This is a genomic window from Coprococcus sp. LG101-27, assembly GCF_027695515.1.
GTDB classification, from domain to species: Bacteria; Bacillota; Clostridia; order Lachnospirales; family Lachnospiraceae; genus Allocoprococcus; species Allocoprococcus comes.
In genome coordinates this window covers 42,252-61,757 of record NZ_JAQEUJ010000005.1, presented here as the reverse complement: position 1 = coordinate 61,757, position 19,506 = coordinate 42,252, and the positions used below count along the sequence as shown (strand labels likewise).

15 protein-coding genes are annotated in these 19,506 nt (G+C 42.0%); 5 read left to right on the top strand and 10 right to left on the bottom strand.

What is annotated here, in order from left to right; all coding sequences use genetic code 11:
- Positions 1 to 138: 138 nt before the first annotated feature.
- Positions 139 to 1,239, top strand: coding sequence for an endonuclease/exonuclease/phosphatase family protein (locus tag PG766_RS05910; protein WP_118198664.1), 1,101 nt, complete (start codon positions 139 to 141; stop codon positions 1,237 to 1,239).
- 64 nt (positions 1,240 to 1,303) lie between these two features.
- Here PG766_RS05910 and PG766_RS05905 read toward each other — a convergent pair whose 3' ends face one another.
- The 6 genes from PG766_RS05905 to PG766_RS05880 form a co-directional block, all read right to left on the bottom strand.
- Positions 1,304 to 1,741: a cation:dicarboxylate symporter family transporter gene (locus PG766_RS05905; RefSeq protein WP_330428599.1), complete on the bottom strand. Its 438-nt coding sequence runs from the start codon at positions 1,739 to 1,741 to the stop codon at positions 1,304 to 1,306.
- A 35-nt stretch (positions 1,742 to 1,776) separates the two neighbouring features.
- Positions 1,777 to 2,967 (bottom strand): GntR family transcriptional regulator, encoded by a 1,191-nt coding sequence (locus tag PG766_RS05900; RefSeq protein ID WP_118198663.1) that lies wholly within the window; start codon positions 2,965 to 2,967, stop codon positions 1,777 to 1,779.
- 59 nt (positions 2,968 to 3,026) lie between these two features.
- The gene (locus tag PG766_RS05895) at positions 3,027 to 3,998 is read right to left on the bottom strand and encodes an ABC transporter permease (RefSeq protein ID WP_118198662.1); all 972 of its coding nucleotides are present in this window, start codon (positions 3,996 to 3,998) and stop codon (positions 3,027 to 3,029) included.
- Positions 3,999 to 4,008: 10 nt separating this feature from the next.
- On the bottom strand, positions 4,009 to 5,508 hold the full coding sequence (locus PG766_RS05890; RefSeq protein ID WP_118218637.1) for a sugar ABC transporter ATP-binding protein: 1,500 nt from the start codon (positions 5,506 to 5,508) through the stop codon (positions 4,009 to 4,011).
- 19 nt (positions 5,509 to 5,527) lie between these two features.
- On the bottom strand, positions 5,528 to 6,478 hold the full coding sequence (locus PG766_RS05885) for an ABC transporter permease (protein WP_118198660.1): 951 nt from the start codon (positions 6,476 to 6,478) through the stop codon (positions 5,528 to 5,530).
- Between the two features lie 102 nt (positions 6,479 to 6,580).
- Positions 6,581 to 7,741, bottom strand: a complete 1,161-nt coding sequence (locus PG766_RS05880; protein ID WP_270590605.1) for a sugar ABC transporter substrate-binding protein — start codon at positions 7,739 to 7,741, stop codon at positions 6,581 to 6,583.
- A 538-nt stretch (positions 7,742 to 8,279) separates the two neighbouring features.
- On the opposite strand from PG766_RS05880, the gene PG766_RS05875 reads away from it, so the two are divergent.
- The 3 genes from PG766_RS05875 (at position 8,280) to PG766_RS05865 (ending at position 11,878) form a co-directional block, all read left to right on the top strand.
- The gene (locus PG766_RS05875) at positions 8,280 to 8,735 is read left to right on the top strand and encodes a MarR family winged helix-turn-helix transcriptional regulator (RefSeq protein WP_173825243.1); all 456 of its coding nucleotides are present in this window, start codon (positions 8,280 to 8,282) and stop codon (positions 8,733 to 8,735) included.
- Positions 8,736 to 8,738: 3 nt separating this feature from the next.
- Positions 8,739 to 10,070, top strand: a complete 1,332-nt coding sequence (locus PG766_RS05870) for an MATE family efflux transporter (RefSeq protein WP_055247477.1) — start codon at positions 8,739 to 8,741, stop codon at positions 10,068 to 10,070.
- A 590-nt stretch (positions 10,071 to 10,660) separates the two neighbouring features.
- Positions 10,661 to 11,878, top strand: coding sequence for an aminotransferase class I/II-fold pyridoxal phosphate-dependent enzyme (locus PG766_RS05865; RefSeq protein WP_173825288.1), 1,218 nt, complete (start codon positions 10,661 to 10,663; stop codon positions 11,876 to 11,878).
- A gap of 258 nt (positions 11,879 to 12,136) precedes the next feature.
- On the opposite strand, the gene PG766_RS05860 is transcribed toward PG766_RS05865, so the two are convergent.
- The 4 genes from PG766_RS05860 to PG766_RS05845 form a co-directional block, all read right to left on the bottom strand.
- Positions 12,137 to 13,621 carry an AAA family ATPase gene (locus PG766_RS05860; protein ID WP_117834585.1) on the bottom strand — a complete coding sequence of 495 codons (1,485 nt, stop codon included), beginning with the start codon at positions 13,619 to 13,621 and terminating at the stop codon, positions 12,137 to 12,139.
- Between the two features lie 283 nt (positions 13,622 to 13,904).
- Positions 13,905 to 16,697, bottom strand: a complete 2,793-nt coding sequence (locus PG766_RS05855; protein WP_270590603.1) for an SbcC/MukB-like Walker B domain-containing protein — start codon at positions 16,695 to 16,697, stop codon at positions 13,905 to 13,907.
- Entirely contained in the window at positions 16,694 to 17,830 is a 1,137-nt protein-coding gene (locus PG766_RS05850; protein WP_270590601.1) for an exonuclease SbcCD subunit D, read from the bottom strand. Before PG766_RS05850 ends, PG766_RS05855 begins: the two co-directional genes overlap by 4 nt.
- A gap of 88 nt (positions 17,831 to 17,918) precedes the next feature.
- Complete coding sequence (locus PG766_RS05845) at positions 17,919 to 18,110, bottom strand: helix-turn-helix domain-containing protein (protein WP_195255902.1); 192 nt, start codon at positions 18,108 to 18,110, stop codon at positions 17,919 to 17,921.
- 174 nt (positions 18,111 to 18,284) lie between these two features.
- Between PG766_RS05845 and PG766_RS05840 the strand changes: the two genes are divergently transcribed.
- Complete coding sequence (locus PG766_RS05840; protein WP_270590598.1) at positions 18,285 to 19,472, top strand: MFS transporter; 1,188 nt, start codon at positions 18,285 to 18,287, stop codon at positions 19,470 to 19,472.
- Positions 19,473 to 19,506 lie beyond the last annotated feature (34 nt).

Here is a 19,506-nt window from a genome sequence, read left to right as displayed (position 1 = left end):
GATTTTTCGCTTTATTTTATAGTTTACTATACCTGTTTTCTTTTCTCAATTCTATAGAAATAATCTTTTAGACATGCTATAGTAAACTTATATTTTACATAGATTTATCTATAATTTAACAAACAAAAAGGGGATATTATGAAAAAGAACATAAAAAAGATATTAAAAGTTCTCGGAATCTTCCTGCTTATCATTCTGGTTGCGCTGATTGCATATCTGATCTATCTCTTTGCAAGCTATCACCGCATTCCAGATAATCAGGCTTCGAAGATCGAGAAAACTTCCGGTGGAACAGCCGCAGCTGACACACTGACAACCGAGAAAGAATATTCCGCTCTGACCTACAATGTTGGTTTCGGAGCCTACACGCCGGACTTCAGCTTCTTTATGGACGGTGGAAAATCTTCCTGGGCAAAAAGTAAGGAAAGTGTCGAAGCTGATATTCAGGGTGCCGGAGAGCTGGTTGCTTCCAAAGATCCGGATTTCACACTAATCCAGGAAGTTGATCTGAACTCTACAAGAAGCTACCATGTAGATGAATACTCGATTTTAAAGGATACGATTCCAAGTTACAATACGGTATTTGCACAGAATTACGATTCCGCATTCCTTTTTTATCCATTCACACAGCCGCATGGCCGTAGCCGTTCCGGACTTGCTCTTTTCTCCAAATATCCGGTTACGGATTCTCTGAGAAGAAGCTTTCCTATATCGACAAGCTTCAGCAAGTTCTTTGATCTTGACCGCTGTTACAGTATTTCCAGAGTCCCTGTAGATAACGGAAAGGAACTGGTTATCTTCCTGCTACACATGTCTGCTTACGGCAACAGTGATGCGATTCGCGAAGGACAGATCCGTATGCTGAGTGCAGATATGGAAAAGGAATACGAAGCCGGTAATTATGTACTTTGCGGTGGTGATTTCAACCATGACCTTAAGGCATCCGAAAAAGATGCAGAAAATTGTGAGTCCTGGGCTTATCCATTCCCACGCGAAGAGCTTCCAGAACACTTTTCATTCTGCCTGGACAATCTTTCTGACAGTGAAAAGGATGCTCTCTGGGACAGTGCACGGAATGCAGATATGGAATATGTACCTGGTGTGACCTACACAGTGACGCTGGACGGATTTATTACTTCCGATAATATTGAATGCACAGAATATGAAAATGTAAATACCGGATATAGCTACTCGGATCATGATCCGGTGTATATGAAATTCCAATTATTAGATGAATAATATGTAAAAAGGCAGCTGATCTTTTCAGACCGGCTGCCTATGTTTTCGTCTATTTTCTTTCGTCCTACTTCAGATCAATCTTCTCCTGCAATACCACACAGCCTGCCATATCACCAATAACATTTACACAGGTTGCTCCCATATCGCAAAGCGTATTGATACTGATATAAACGCCCATAACACCTGCCGGAAGTCCTGCCATCGTAGCAAGTGCCTCAAAGGATGCGATCGCACCTCCCGGGATTCCCGGTGTACCGACTGACAGAAGCACATTTGCCAGAAGGATAATTATCATCATCGATACACTGACATTGACACCACATGCATTTGCAAAGAACATGATCATGAATGACATAACGATTGAAACGGCATCCATATTGACCGTTGCTCCAAGCGGAATTGCAATACTGGAAATCTGGTTGGAAACACCAAGTTCATTCTCCACACAACTCTTACTGATCGGAATGGTTGCCGAGCTTGAACAGGTTCCGAATGCATTCAGTGCTGCCGGATTTCGTCACCTGCTTTTCACTCTTTCTATATTTTCCGCACTGAATTTCCATCTCTAATTTTTACAGGAAACCGGTACGAATAATTTTTCTGCTGCCATTCCGGATCCTCCATCATCCGCAGAAGATGTTTTGCTGTGATACGTCCGAGCTGATACTTTGGATGCACCGCTGTCACCAGCTGGATACTGGTACTCGAATCCTGAAGCTCTGCATCATCAAAAGATACCAGCGAAATGTCCTCCGGCACATGCAGCCCTCTCTCTTCCAGGAACTCCATGTAATAATCCGCCACCTCATCATTGTAGACCATCATCGCCGTACAATCCTTCGTCCGTCTGTACATACGGAGAAGTCCTTTTTTACTCAGCTTTTCTTCCATATCTTTTGTTGAATACCAGCGGATACAGTCATCATCAAATTTTACACCGTAATCCGACAGACACTGAATAAATCCTTTGTACCGCTCAATTCCCTGCATATCATCATATTTGAAAATTCCACCAATCCTGCGGTGTCCGTTCTCGATCAAAATCCTGGTCAGCTCGTAAGCCGATCTGGAATCCGACATTTCCACACTGTCAAATGGCACATTTTCATAATGATTATGGATAAACAGCGTCGGAATATTTTTTCTTTTGATTTCTTTATAAAGACGAATGTTTGGATTTGGAAATGCAGATCTTGATCCCTCAATGATCAGACCACTAACATTACTTTTCAGCAGTCCCTCCAGATAAATCGCCTCATCATTCAGACGGTTCTTCGTTACTGCGACCTCAATTCCATACCCTTTTTCTGCCAGCGAAGCTTCAATCCCATCATATACCCGTGGAAACAGATAATCAGAATAATAGCTCAGAAGAAGACCTATCTGTGGTCTTTCTCCATTTACTCCATTGCTGTCGTAAGAAACATAGGTTCCGCTTCCCCTCACACGGGTAATCAGACCTTCTTCCTCTAGCTGTTGCAATGCAGTCCTCACGGTCTGTCTGGAATACCCAAACTTCTTCTGAAGACTTGTCTCTGACGGAAATTTATCCATATTTTTAATTATACCACTGGTAATCAGTGTATGCGCCCAATTATATAATTTCTGGTATTTAAGTCCTTCTTGATCTGTCTTATGCATAAACTCTCCATTTCTGCCACATAGACCAAAAATCAGGATCCGCAATCTTATTTGGACTGCAAATCCTGACTTCTGATCTGTATACATCCGGGAAATTCTTCTCGAAAATGAGAACTGTCAGTTCCCCAACTGTAAAATTTTTTATATTATTTGATTACCTGGATAGAATCTCTGTCTGCGAATACTGCAACGAAGATCAGGAATACAACGCCCTGAATGAGCTGCATCATCTGTGTTGTGAATCCCATCATCGTCAGTCCACTGTTCAATACAATGTACAGCAAAGATCCAACAACGATATTTTCAAAACGAACCTTTGCGCCACCGGAAATCGGCATACCACCTAATACCAGCGCGATCAGAATCTGTGTTTCCAGCTGGTTACCACCTGAAGATGTAACCGATCCGACTTTGATTACATTGATAAATGCCGCAAATCCTGTAATTGCGCCTGCAAGTACATAGATGAGGAATTTCATCTTATCTGTACGGATACCAGAGAACATTGCTGCTTTTTCACCGGCTCCGATTGCTTTCAGATAAGTTCCGAACTTTGTATAACGGAATGCAATGAATCCAATAATCAAAATAACTACCGTACATGCAACCTTAAGTCCTGTACTGTCATAGTTGATCAGTTTTGCAGAACCTGCAACAGGTGCATTTGTTGTAAGGTATTTGATAAATCCACGGAATAAGAACATGGTACAAATTGTAACAATGAAGGATTTAATCTTACGGAATACATAGAAGTAACCATTCAGAGCTCCAATTGCCGCACCAGATGCAATGCCACCGATAATTGCGAGTGGAATGCTTTTCTGTGAAAGAATACATACAACGATGGATGAAATACCGAGGATAGATCCCTGAGAGAAATCCAGACCTCCCATTGTCATAATGAAGAAAACACCCATAGCTGCAATCATAGTTACATATACCTGTGAAAGTACCAGTGACATATTTCCCATCATACGGAAATCTGTCAGAACATTAAATAACAGGAAAATAACAACCAATCCTACGATTGGCAGGAGCGAACGAATTAAGGTCATCTTAGATGCCTTTTTCAGCTGCTGCTCTTTATCATTTGTTTTTGCACTTACTTGACTTCCCATAGCTGCCTCCTTATACCATCATAGAAATAAGACCATTTTCATCGAGGTTCTTATCTCTATCCAGCTGACCACTGATTTTTCCATCTTTCATAATTATGATACGGTCGCACATACCGATCAGCTCCATCAGCTCTTCTGAAATCATGATAATGGATTTTCCATTTTTTCTCATCTGATTCATTAACTGGTAGATATCCTGTTTAACTTTGATATCAATACCACGTGTCGGGCTGTCCAGTACAACGATGTCAGAATCTTTTCCGATCCATCTTGCAAGAACGACTTTCTGTTTGTTACCACCTGAAAGATTTGATACAAACTGGTTTACATCTACCATCTTTACAGACATCTGTTTTGCATATTTGTCTGCAAATTCTTTACGCTTCTTGTCACTTAAGAGATGTGACTTTCCTGCCAGTTCATCCAGTGATGGGAGGCAGATATTGTCTCCGATACTCTGATTCAGAACAACAGATTCATTATCACGGTCTTTTGATGTGTACGCAATGCTGTGTTTGATCGCAGTCGGAATATCATTAATCTGTGTTCCATCTGCCAGTGTTACGCTACCTGTACGGTCATAAGATGCACCGAAAATAGCTTTTCCGATTTCATGCATACCAGATTCTGAAAGTCCACCGAATCCAAGGATTTCACCTTTATGAAGATCAAATGTTACATCTTCGATCAATCCAGGAACAGTAACATTCTTTACTGATAATACAACTTCGTCAGATACTTTTTCACCATAATCTGCACGATAATAATCACCTGTTACTTCTCGTCCTACCATCAGTTTCTTCAGATCATCTTCTGTTACATCTTTACTCTTAACAGTATCAATGTAAACACCATCCCGAAGGATTGTGATTGTATCCGACTTATCAAGGATTTCCGGAAGGTCATGTGAAATGAAAATAACTGTATTTCCACTCTTTCTGATTCTTTCCATATGTTTGTAAAGCTCTTCACGTCCTTCCTGTGAAAGAGCAGTTGTTGTCTCATCGATAACAACGATCTTCGGATCAAAATAGGTAGCCTTTACGATCTCGACCAGCTTACGGTCTTCGAAGTTGTAATTGTCGATCATGTCAGCTGCTTTAATTCTGTCAAAGCCATATTGCTTTAAAAGCTCTGTTGCTTTTTTGTTCATGGCATTTGTATTTTTAATTCCAAAATGTACGAACTGATCTTCATGTCCGAGGAAAATATTCTCTGCAACTGTAAGTCCTGACAGAGTTCCAAGTTCCTGTACGATGATAGATACACCTTCGTTGTTTGCTTCTACCTGGTTCTTCGGATGAATTTCTTTTCCGTCCAGAATGAACTGTCCGCTTCCAATGCTGTAGATACCTGTCAGCATGTTGGTCAGAGTGGATTTACCAGAACCGTTTTCTCCGATCAGCGCGTGAACCTCTCCTTTGTTTACATTGAAGGATACATTCTGAACTGCTTTTGTAATACCGAAGTTTTTACAAAGATTTTTTACCTGTAATCTTACTTCACTCATTGCTGTCTTCCTCCCTTCATTACTTGACGATTTCGCCCTTAGTAGCCTTTGTTGTCACAGTAATGATAATAAGCAGTGCAAGTCCTGTGATAACATCCTGGATTGCAGTCGGTGCTCCGAGAGCAATGAAACCGAAGAAAATGATGTTGATTACGAACTCACCGATGATGATTGCCGGAAGTGGCATTCCATATTTTTTAAATGCAAGGCCAAAGAAACATCCCATAGTCGGAACGAAGTTTCGGCTCATAGATGCCATTCCGGTAACAGCTACCATAGAAGAACCATAACTGATTGTCAAGATCGCCATAACCCCAAGGAATGCACCACTTAAGATAAATGCAAGTACTTTATATTTATTTACATCAATACCCATATTCTTTGCAACGAACTCATCACTTCCGATTGCATAGGTATAAGTTCCGATTTTAGTGTAGTTTAAGAATATGTAAGCTACTGCACAAGCCGCTAATGCAAGGATGATATCCCATGGCATCTGACCAAATGCACGAATGTTTGCCGGAAGTGTCTGCTCAACACCGCCTGCGATATAGTTTGCGACCGACTCATAAATAAGAGCCAGACCAGTTGTTACGATCATTGATGGAATACGAAGTTTTACATAGAAGATACCGTTCAGTATTCCAACGATTGCGCCTGTAAGAACGCATCCAATAATAAGTCCAAAATAGCCCATGTTAAATCTGGTTGCAAATACACATCCAACGATTGCGGAAAGCATGATGTTTGCACCAATTGAGAAATCGAACATTCCCATTACCATTACAAAATAGAAACCAACTGCACCTACGGTAGCAATCAGGCTCGCCTGAAAGTAATTGAGCATATTGGAAAAGGAACCGAAGTTATGTGGTGTCAAGATTTTAAAGATCAGCCAGGAAAGTACGACCAGACCGATTAAGATCAGATATCCCATCACTTTCCCTGAAAGTTTTTTACTAGTGCCCATATTATCTACCTCTTCATAATTGTCATTTCTGATTTAGAAAAGGTGGCATCGCCTTTGCGACGTCACCCTTTCTGAGTTAATAGTCGTTATTATTTGTCTGTCTTAGTTACCTGCACGTGATGCTGCATCTTCGATAGATACCTTAGCAGCTGCTGCCTTTAAATCATCCATGCTGAGTTTAGACATTTCAACCAGTTCATCATCTGTGTATGGAAGCTGATCTACGAAATATTTCTCATATGATTTGTAATCATCTGCTGATGATACATACAGATATGGGAACGGAACATCTTCGAATTTGCCGCCGAAGTCTTTGTAGTTTCCTTTGATTGCATTGTAAACCATCATGAAGGAAATCAGTGGGTCACAGTAATGTCCGCCAGATTCACCAGCCATAGATCCGTTTTCAAGTCTTTCGCCAAGATCTGGAAGGAAGTCTGTAGAAACGATATCAATGCTGTCTGTCTTTCCTGCACGTTCAACTGCTGCGATTGCTCCCTGAAGAGGATCTCCACCGCCACCAGCTGGGATCAGAGCATCAAGGTTCGGATCTGCTGCCATTAAAGCTTCTGCTGCTTTTGATCCACCTTCTGAAGTTGTACCTGCGTACTGTGGTTCAGAAAGAGTTGCTTTGTCGTTCGGGTTTTCTTTGTTCCATTTTTCAACGCCGGCTTTGTAACCTTCCCATCTTCCAAGCCATGTAGCATCTCCCTGCTCCCAGCCGATAAGACCGATGTTACGATCTCCTTTTTCAAGAAGGATATTTACAAGTTCTTCACCGTTTGCCGGTTCATCTTCATGTACAGCTCCGATGTAGTAATCAGAATCTTTAGCTGCCTGATAGATATCTGCGCTGTTCTCTTCGCTGATTACACGGAAGAACTGTGCAAGATATACTTTGTTGTCGTTACATGTCTTGATAGCAGATGTCATTTCTGTATCAGAAGAGTTACAGATGATGATTCCCTGGCATCCTGCTGCTGCAAGCTGTTCTACAGATGCTGTAACTTTTTCAGAAACATGTCCCTGGTCAACATACTGTACTTCGACATCAAGAGCTTTTGCTGCTTCATCAAGGATTTTCTTACACTGTGATCCAAGTACGTCTGTTGAAGACCAAATAGAAACACCAATTTTGATCTTGCCTGATTTTGAAGCACTCTTGTCAGAAGATCCACTTCCGCTGCCACCACATGCAGCAAGTCCGACTACCATTGTAGCTGCCATTGTAGCTGCTGTTACTTTTTTGAAAACTTTTTTCATATCTTCTCCTCCATCTCCGTTTTCTTGATGATTTGATTATATTATTTGACTATGGTTTTTTCAAGAAAATACAAGAAAGTTTTCTTCCAAAGTTGTATTGTAACTATATGTTTCACCCATCAAAAACTAGTGTTTTTTATCTATTTTGTGCATTATGCCATTATTTGAACCGATTTTTTTCGATAAAAACCAGTTTTTTGTGTGTTATGTGTAAAATTTTTATGAACTGACAATACAACTTTGGTTTATACATTACTTGTATTGTAAATGTATACAATCCACACAGTTGTATACCTGTTATCTTCTTTTATATTATGCAAAAGCAGTTCTTATTCTTTTATGTAAAGCTACACCTTCTATGCATTATCCACAACTCCCTCATCCTTCACCTGCAAAATTTACGCTTCATCCTTCACCTGCAAAATCAGCGCTTGACATAAGTCCGATTTCAGACTATACTCTTGTAAGTATGATTTCGGACTTACTTTGTATGATCGAAAATTCATTCATCTATATAATTGTATAAATGGAGGAAATTATGGATTCTACTATACTGATCAGCAAATATTTAAAAGAATACAATTGCTTATATAAAGAAGCAAATGAAATTTACCACGAAGCTGCCCGCAGACTGCATCTGTCTGACAGCGCTTTTGAGATTTTCTATGCACTTTTTGATATGGGTGATAACTGTCTGCAGCGTGATATCTGCAAGGCTTCCTGCCTGCCAAAGCAGACGATCAATTCATCCATCCGGAAACTGCAGGCCGACGGATATCTCACTCTTTCTCCCGGAAAAGGACGGAGTATGCATATCCATCTTACAGATTCCGGCAAGAAGCTTATTCAGGAAAAGCTGCTTCCTCTCATCCAGATTGAAAATGATACTTTAGCTTCTTTCAGTCCCGAAGAATGTGAACAGCTTCTGCGCCTGAATGCCAAATATAATCAGACCTTACGTTCTAGACTTTCTAACCTTGAGGAGGATCTATAAACTATGAAAATTCAATTATCCGAACACTTTACTTATAAAAAACTTCTGCAATTTGTTTTTCCATCTATTATAATGATGATTTTCACATCCATTTACAGTGTGGTTGACGGACTCTTTGTCTCCAACTTTGTTGGAAAAAGCGCTTTTGCAGCGGTGAATCTGATCATGCCCTTCCTGATGGGCATCAGCGCTCTCGGCTTCATGATCGGAACCGGTGGTAGTGCCATTGTTGCAAAGACGCTTGGTGAAGGAAAGATCGAAAATGCCAATGAGTATTTTTCCATGCTCGTCTATATCACTGCTATCGGAGGAATCATTATCGCAATCCTGAGTATGTTCCTTGTAAAACCGGTTGCCATTTTATTCGGTGCAAGCGGTACTCTTCTTGACAACTGCATTTTATATGGACGTATTCTTTGCATTTCGCTGCCTGCTTTTATGCTGCAGAATGTATTTCAGAGCTTTTTTGTAACTGCCGAAAAGCCACATCTGGGACTTCGCGTGATCGTGATCGCCGGTGTGACCAATATGGTTCTCGACTTTTTATTTGTAGCTGTACTCCACCTCGGACTTCCCGGTGCCGGGTTTGCGACTGTATGCGGAGAGTTTATCGGAGGGCTTTTCCCGTTATTCTACTTTGGACGGAAAAATTCCAGCTTATTAAAGCTCGGGAAAACACATTTCCATGGCAGAATCTTATTAAAGACCTGTACCAATGGCTCGTCCGAGCTTATGACCAATCTTTCCAGCTCTGTTGTAAATGCTCTTTATAATATGCAGCTCATGAAATTTGCCGGTGAGGACGGCGTTGCAGCTTACGGAACGATCATGTATGTCAATTTTATCTTTGTTTCGATCTTCTTTGGTTATGCGATTGGAAGTGCCCCGATCGTCAGCTATCACTACGGTGCCAACAATCAGGATGAACTAAAGAATCTTTTCCACAAGAGTATCAGGCTGATTGGAACCTGGGCTGTTTCCTTATTTATCATCGCGCAGCTCATCGCAACACCACTCGCCACATTGTTTGTCGGTTATGACCAGGGGCTTTTTGAACTGACACGCAGTGGGTTCCGTCTGTACAGCTTTGCGTTCCTGATCAACGGGTTCAATATTTATGGCTCTGCATTTTTTACCGCATTGAACAACGGTCTGCTCTCTGCGCTGATCTCGTTTCTCAGAACACTGGTCTTCCAGATGGCAGTGGTTCTGCTACTTCCACTGCTTCTCGGGATCAACGGAGTCTGGTGCTCAGTTGCAATTGCTGAACTTTTAACTTTATGCGTTACCGGAACTTTTATCGTCCTGAAACGTAATACGTATCATTATTTGTGAACTACTCGGCAACTCAGTTACCAGAGCATCTGAATTTTGGCGGGATACCGCCTTTTTTCAGGGTGCCGTTGCTAGAATCAAACTTTTTGAACCAAAAAATAATATTTGTTATTGAACCAAATCATTCGAAGTGCTATAATCATTTTAAGTTTTGAACTTCACTGTTTTATTTTTAAATTGAACTTTTTAGTTTGAAAGGAGATTTTCAAATGACAACTTTCTCAGATAGACTTAAAGAGGCGATGTATGCACAGAACCTGAAACAGATTGATCTGGTTCATATCGCCGCAGAAAATAATGTAAAATTAGGTAAAAGCCATGTAAGCCAGTACGTGAGCGGAAAAACTGTTCCGAGAAATGATATCCTCCATTTTCTGGCAGATACGCTTCACGTAGATGCCGATTGGCTGCTCGGTGACAGTCAGGAAAACTTTACTGCTCGGGAAAACAACTCCGTTGCCCCAAAAGCTCCGTCTACCACTAAGACTTCTGGTTCTGTCGGAGCTTCAAACTCTTCAAAAAGGGGAACTACACCGATGAAAAAGACAATAACCGACAAAAATGATAACGATAATGCAGGAAGTTCTGCCATGCATATATTCAAAAAATCATCCAAACTCGATAATGTATTATACGATGTCCGTGGACCGGTTGTTGAAGAAGCTGCCCGTATGGAAGAACGCGGTACCCACGTACTGAAGCTCAATATCGGTAATCCGGCTCCATTTGGTTTCCGCACACCGGACGAAGTCATCTATGATATGAGTCAGCAGCTTTCCGACTGTGAAGGATACTCTCCTTCTCAGGGACTTTTCTCTGCACGGAAGGCAATCATGCAGTACTCCCAGATCAAAAAGCTGCCGAATGTCACAATCAATGATATTTATACCGGAAATGGTGTCAGCGAACTGATCAACCTGTGTATGTCAGCTCTTCTTGACAACGGAGATGAAATCCTGATTCCGTCACCAGACTATCCTCTGTGGACTGCCTGTGCCACACTTGCCGGCGGCAAAGCCGTTCATTATATCTGCGATGAACAGTCTGACTGGTATCCGGACATCGAAGATATGCGCCGTAAGATCACAGACCGTACCAAAGCTCTTGTAATCATCAATCCGAACAACCCGACCGGAGCACTTTATCCGAAAGAGGTTCTGCAGAAGATTGTTGATCTCGCAAGGGAACATCACCTGATCATTTTCTCAGATGAAATTTATGACCGCCTTGTTATGGACGGAAAAGAACATATTTCCATTGCTTCACTGGCACCGGATCTGTTCTGCGTCACCTTCAGCGGCCTTTCAAAATCCCATATGATCGCCGGATTCCGTATTGGCTGGATGGTTCTCAGCGGAAATAAAGCAATCGCAAAAGATTATATCGAAGGAATCAAGATGCTTTCCAATATGCGTCTCTGCTCCAATGTTCCGGCACAGTCTGTCGTTCAGACCGCTCTCTGGGGCAATCAGAGCGTCAACGACTACCTCGTTCCGGGCGGACGTATTTACGAACAGCGCGAATATATTTACAAAGCACTAACTGACATTCCGGGAATCACTGCCATTAAACCGCAGGCTGCATTTTATATGTTCCCGAAGATCGATGTGAAGAAGTTCAACATTATAAATGATGAAAAGTTTGCACTGGATCTGTTGCAGGATAAGAAAATCCTGATCGTACAGGGAAGTGGATTTAACTGGAAACAGCCGGATCATTTCCGGGTAGTATATCTGCCACGAATTGAAGTTCTGAAAGAAGCAGTGGGAAAAATTTCTGATTTCCTGAGTTATTATAGACAGGGGTAGAATGATAAGCACCGCCGGAAAAGAAAAATAGGGTACGGGTTCCGTTGCACTGGGCATTCCGATGAGCTCCCGAAACCGTCAATTGTGTCAGCAATGGCTTCCACAATTGACTGGATCTCATCTCCATAGTGCAAAGTCACCCGTACCCTATTTTTCTTTTCCGGCTCCTTCTGCAATTTTACTGTATCTATAAATATTAACAGAAATAGAATCTTTTGCCCCTGGTATCATCATTTACATTTTCATATTTTAATTTTCTTATGAAAGCAATGCTCTCACTGCTTCTCCGTCAAACACAACTTCTTTTACATGATTTACCTCGATCTGGTACAGTGCATTTGCCGCAATATGTTCGGCTGCCTGCTCCAGATCACGGATTCCTGATGTATTGGAGTAAAGTTCAATTATCACATCAAGGCCTTCATCTGTCACCGTACACTCGTCCTGACGAAGGCTCATTCTCTTCAGGATCTTCGGAAGTGCAAATCTGGAGAAGATGATCTTCTTCTCTTCCGGTGTATAATCCGGGATATCGATAACTGCAAAACGGGACATGATCGGTGCACTGATCTGATCTTTTTCATTGGCAGTTGCAATCGGATATACGCCAACTGTCGGAACGTTACACTCAATATAGTTATCCGTAAATCCAAGGTTATCAAGGAGTGTCAAAAGTACATCCGCCGGATTCCCATTTCCTTTTCCGGATGCTGCTTTGTCCAGCTCATTGATGATAAATACCAGGTTGGATTCTCCTGCTGCCGCAAATGCTTCCATAATAATTCCTGGTTTCGCATTGGCGTATACACGGGAACTTCCTGTAAGCTGTTCCGGATCGTTAATGGAACTCATATCCAGAGTTGTCCACGGAAGCTTCAGGATACGTGCAATTGCATAAGCGATCTGCGATTTACCGGTTCCGGCCGGTCCGATCAGAAGGATTCCATACGCCGGAAGAGTGTGCGTTCTGTTGATCTGGATGATTGTTTCGATGATTCTCTGTTTGACACGTTCCATTCCGTAAAGCTCTTCATCTAGGATTCTTCTTGCCTCATCCGGATCAATGGATTCAAAATAATTGCTCTTCCACTGAATATTCATCATGATTGAAAGAGCTCTCTGCGCATGTCTTCTTTCTTCCGGTGACACTTCATGTGATCTTGCAACAGCAAGGTTTCTTCTTGCCCACAAACGGATATTGTCCGGAAGGGTTCTTCCTGCACAGTTCATAAAATCGGTGATACTCTGCAGGCTTGTCAGCTTCATGCTGTCGCCGTCCTCTTCCATTTCCTCATCCACTGCTTCTTCTGTCGGTGCACTGCTTGCGAAAAGACGCTCGATCATGAACTGTAGGAAACCATCTTCAGCTGAAAGCTTGGTTGCCCCACCGAATGCGATTTCACGGATCTTATATACTGCATAGCCGTCTGCACGGTTTTCACCGGAAAGACGGACATTGATGTGGTTCTCGCCCAGCCATTTGATCAGGCTTACAAATCTCGCATCGATCTGGAGAATGTCCGCACTTACAGTTCCATCTTCCTCGTCAAATTCAAAGGATGTCTTCTTAATCGGGTTGGTGAAAACACCACAGGAATGATGCTTCCATTTCCGGTTGCTGTTATCCAGAACCAGCATCGGTTTCTCCGCTGTCGCTTCTGTCTCATTCGAGCGGAATGTTGTATAAGTACATTCCTGGAACTTTTTTTCATCTGATGTGTGTTTAAAATCAAAAACTGGCATGATTTTTACTCCTTTTTCCTTTTATATTCGCTCTTTTCAAATTGTATATTCTTGCACATTTTATGAATAGTCTGTACCTATCTTAACACACTTGCTGCATATCTGAAAGTCAAAACCATTTCTTCATAGTATTTTTATTCACTTAGATTTTTATTTTCCTTCTGCTCCAGTCCCGCAAAAAACAGCTCATAAAAATCTTCCTCCCCATCCAGCTTCGGCAAATTCTCCCCACCTCCATTGGTGCTCCGCTTCATCTCAGCATGAAGTTTTTCTCCGGCACAGATCAGTCAATCTTAAGTTCCACTCTGCTGCCACCTGATTTTTCTTTTGTAACCACAATCTGTTTATCAATCCTTGCTTTTAATTCCTGTACATGGGAAATGATTCCCACCAGACGGTTGCCTTCCGTAAGACCATTCAGTGCTTTCATCGCCTGTTCCAGTGACTCTTCATCCAGTGAACCAAATCCTTCATCGACAAACATGGTATCCAGCTGGATTCCGCCTGCCGATGCCTGGATCTCATCAGAAAGTCCGAGTGCCAGCGAAAGAGAAGCTTTAAAGGATTCCCCGCCGGAAAGCGTCTTCACGCTTCGCTCAGAACCATTGTAGTGATCGATTACATTCAGTTCCAGACCACTCTGACTCTTCCGGTCATCCGTATCAGTCTGGCGTTTCAGCTCATATTGTCCTCCACTCATCACCATAAACCGCGTATTTGCACGGGCAATGATCCGGTCAAAATAATTGGTCTGGATGTAGGTCTCAAACTTGATCTTTTCTTTGGAACCTCCTTTGATTTTTCCGTTTACCGTATCGGAAATCTCACGCACCTGTGTCCAGTTCCGCTCAAGCTCCAGAAGCTTTGCACTCTGCTTGTCGATCGCATTCCTGATTTTCAGATTGTTTTCATAACGGATCCTGATCTCTTCCATCTGTTTTTGAAGCTCTTTTTTCGCACCTGATACTTCCTGTCGTGCCTGGACAAGTTCTTCCATATCGGTTTCTTTATTACCTGCAATCTGCTTCTCCAGCGTTTTCTTCTTCGTCTTTGCCGCTTCTACCGACTGACTGCAGTCCTGGAATGCCTTCTGGGCAGCATTCAGATTCTTATCGATCTCTTTTTTCTGCTTATCCAGCTCTTTGATCTTCTGTTCTGCTTCTGCTTTCTCCGGAAATTCCAGTTTGCCACGCACCTTCACAGCCTGCTCTTCTGCATTTGCTTTATCTCTCTCAGACACAAGGAGCTGATCCTTTCGCTCCTGTTCTTCCTCCTGAAGCTTTTTCTGCATCTGCTCCAGTTCCGGGATCTCAGCTTCCAGCTTCTGCTTTTCTGCCACTGCTTCTTTAGCTACTTCCAGCTTTTTCTGTAATTCCTTTTCTGACTTTTCAAGGACATCCATCTGTTGACCGATCAACGCCAGCGATTTTTCAATCTCTTCTTCCTGTATGCTGCTGTCAAAGCTTTTCACACTCTTTTGGATTTCTTCTTCCAGCGCTTTTAACTGGACCAGCTTTTCATTTGCCTTAAAGCTTGCATCATTCGTCTTTTTCTCCACATTGGCAGTCTCTTTCCGGTATTTTTCAAGCTCTTCTTTCTCCGGTGCACCCTCTGTCATCTGTGCCGGACATGGATGTTGGACCGATCCGCACACCGGACACGGCTCTCCCGTTTTCAGAACCTTTGCAAGAATCCCCGCCTGCTCATCCAGAAATGCCCTCTCCATCCAGGCAAGCTGTGTCTTTCGCTCTGTACATTCCTCCTGCATGACAAGGTATGCTTTCTGCGCCTCTTCCACACTTTTCTTCTGTCTTTGGTATCTTTTATATTGAATAAGAATGTCTTCTGCCGCTTCTTTTCTTACTGAAACCTCTTTCTGTTCTGCTGTAACTTTCAGAACTTTTATTTCCGCATCCTTCAGCTGTTCCAGTAAATTCCTTTTCTGTTCCAGCTGTACCTGCATCTGCGCTTTCTTTTCCTGATATCGGCTTTCCCGGTCCTTTAATATCTCAATCTGTTTCTCAAGCTCTTTGATCTGTTTCTGAAGTTTTTTCAGCTCGTCATACTCTGCAAGCTTTTCCTGCCTCTTTCCGATCTCTTCTGTCAGCTGCTCTCTTTCCGGCACTTTTCCCTGTTCTTTCTTCAGTGCCATCTCCAGTTCTTTCAGCGTTGGTGTCTTCTCTGCTATCGTCTGCTCTGCTTTTTCCAGTTCCTTTTTTGCACGGATTACTGCCTCTGCCTTTCCGATTCTCTGGTTCAGCTCTTCCAGATCTTTCTCGATCTTCGTTAAATTCTTCTTCTTTTCTTTCACCGAATCTGCATCCTGATTTGTCAGAATTTCCAACACTTCCAGAACCTTGTCCGCATGAACCACCGCTTTGCTCTCACGGATCTTTTTCACATCCGTAGCAAGCACGTCATCCTCTTCGCAGCTGATATCCTTCATGTACTGCAAAATGCTTTTGCTGACATCCTCGTACTGTTCCTGCAATCTGCCGCTTGCATTTTTCATTTTCTCCTGAAATGCAAGATACGGTCTGGTATGAAAAATTTCCCGGAAAATTTTGCTCCGCTCCTCAGTTTTTGAAAACAGAAGCTTCATAAAATCTCCCTGCGCCAGCATTGCAATCTGAGTAAATTGTCCGCGGTCGAGCCCGATCAGTTCTGTCACTGCTTTCGTGACCTCTTTTGCCTTTGTGACCGGAAGCCTGTCATCCGGAAATTCCAGTACCGCATCCGCTCTTTGCAGCGTCATGCCCTCGCCCCTGTCCTTTGGACGCATGTACTCCGGATTTCTCCGGATATGGTAGTTCTGCCCCTGATAGAAGAACTCCAATTCCACAAAGGTCGGCGTCTTCGGATCCGCATATTTACTCCGAAGCATCCCCGGCTCTCTTTCATTTCCACTCGCTTCCCCGTAAAGTGCAAATGCGATTGCATCAAAAATTGTGGTCTTTCCGGCACCGGTATCGCCGGTTATCAGATAAAGCCCCCGCTCACCAAGTTCATCCAGAATGATCTCTGTCTCTTTTGCATACGGTCCGAATGCAGAAATCGTAAGTTTTATCGGTCTCATCTCTCATCCTCCCATATTTCTTCCATCATTCCTCTGGCAATCTCTTCCTGTTCATCCGTCATGGGCTGGTTGTTCTGAAGCTCATAGAACTCTCTTAAAAGCTCCATCGGGGATTTCTCCTCTACTTCTGCCGTTCCTCTCACTGTCCCTGCCGCTCTCGTCCGCAGATTGTCATAAGACAGCTTCATGATATTTGGATAAATGCATCGTAGCTTCCCGATCGCATCCGGGATATCCTCTTCATCAGTCAGCGTAATGTGAAGATAATCGTCCGTGTTCATATCCTTGTAAAAATCCAGCGCAGTCACTTCCATATACGTGCCTCTGACTTCCCGCATATCATGTTTCGGCAAAAATGGAATCTGCTGAATATTTATTTTGCCTTTTTCTTCTACATCAACGATGACTGCTGCTTTTTTGTGATTGGTTTCAGAAAAAGAATATTTGAGCGGCGTCCCCGAATACCGCACTGTCTCTTTCCCAATCTTCTGCGGGCCATGAAGATGGCCAAGCGCCACATAATCAAATCCGTCAAATACAGCTGCGTCCACATCATCCACACCGCCTACAGAAAGCTCTTCTGAATCACATCTTGCCGCACCGGTCACGAACTGATGCGCAAGCAGGATATTTCGTTTGTCTGTGTCGATCTGCATATGCTGCACTGCCGCATTTACAGCATCCTGATAGGTGATGATCTCTTCCTCCGGATACACTCTTTTTACCAAAGACGGCTTCACAAATGGAAGCATGTAAATATTGATCTCACCGTACCGGTCACTTATCGTTACCGGTTCTACATCCGACTCAAATACCGGTGAAAGATAGATCTGTCTGCTGCTCATCAGTCTTGAACCGAAAGCAATTCTTTCTGCAGAATCATGGTTTCCGCTGATCAGAAACACCGGCAGCTCCCTCGCGGCGATCCTTGTCAGGAAATCATCCAGAAGCCTCACCGCCTCTGCGGACGGAATCACCTTGTCGTAAATGTCGCCCGCGATCAGAACCGCTTCCACCTTCTGCTCATCGATAATGTTCAGTATCTCTTTTAAAATATATGCCTGATCCTCCAGCATGGAAAATTCATTCACACGCTTGCCGAGGTGCAGGTCTGATAAATGAAGAAATCGCATGGTTTTCTTCCTCCATAAATGCCTGATTAAAGAATAATCTCTTCTATTTTACAGGTATGTTCTTTCATTGCTTTTTTGTAATTAATTCCTACAAGGTAATATCCAGATAAATCACATCGTAATGATTGAGATATTTTTCAAAAGTTGCATCTTCCGGTATCATCCAACGCTGTCCTTTTTTTACTGCACCATATATTTGTCCGCTTTTGCACAGCGCATTTACCTGACGTTTTGAAAGATTCCATTTATCTGCTGCCTGTAGAGATGTTATATATTCCATTGAATCCATCCTTTCTGACTTAATTTCTGTTATTCCAATTATAACCGGGAAGTGGGAAGTAAGCAACGCTCGCTTCCCACTTCCCTATATATTTCTTTCTTTATAAATTCATGCATGATATACTAAAGAATAACTGTATTTCATTCACAAATATTATCACAAAAAGGTACACTCATGAAACCATTTTATAAAAGCAAAAACTTACTTTTTTACACACTATATACGGTACTAACTTCCATCGCCCTGACCCGCGGAATTTTTCTGCTGTTTTTAACCAACAAAGGTTTAAGCGTTTCCGAAGTGGCACTTTATTCCATTGTGTTAAATATTTCCATCACCATTTTTGAAATACCTACCGGCTATTTTGGTGATAAATTCGGAAAACGGAACTCCCTGATGCTCGGATGCTTTTTACTCGCACTTCATTCATTTACAATGATAATCTCCAAAAAACCGGTTGCTTTTATGATTCTGGCAGGATTGGAAGGATTTGCCTACACATTTGTCACCGGTAGTAACAGTGCATTATTATATGATATTTTAAAAAGAGAGCATACTGAAAATGACTATTTGAAAATAAATTCAAAAGTTCTTTCACTTGAATCACTGACAATTGGTATTTCAATCTTTATCGGTGGAGAACTGGCTGCATATTCATGGAATCTTGTTTATGGTATTCAGATAATTACCATGCTCTTTGCAATTGTATTTTTAAAAAATATTGATGAACCGGAACATAATTCCAAAACAGTTCATCTCAAAACCGATTTCAAAGAATACAGACCTGGAACAATCTTATGCTTTTTCATCCTCATTTCCAGCATAACAGATGGTATATTTTGCGGATATTATAATATGAATCAATTGTTTTTAGATCGAATTCACATTACTGTTGCAACAATTGGACTTTTCTTTTCCGCATCGTATTTTATCAATTCAGCAGCCTACCTGTTAGTTGGATTTATTTTGAAAATATTAAACCGGAAACAGATATTTATATATGGTTTATTCATACAGGGATTTCTGTTTCTGCTATTGATGCGCATGAAAAATCCTTCTGTTTTCCTGATTTTTACAATTATTGCCTGTTTTATACCGGAAATACTTTTTGCTGTTTCTGACAGTATTATCCAGGATTATATAGACTCCAAATATCGTGCCACTATCTTGTCCGTTGTTTCTATGCTACGCACTTGCACCACTGCTTTGTGCTATGGAATTATGGGAAAGGTATTTGATCAGATTTCTCTTGGATTTTTCTTTTTGGGACTTGCTGTTATTACACTGATTTTTGCGGGGTTGTCAACTATTGCCTGTTTTATACTAAATGATTCAATTTTTCATTCTGACAAAAAGTTTTAATCAGAACCACCGGCTTAGCCGGTGGTTTGTTCAC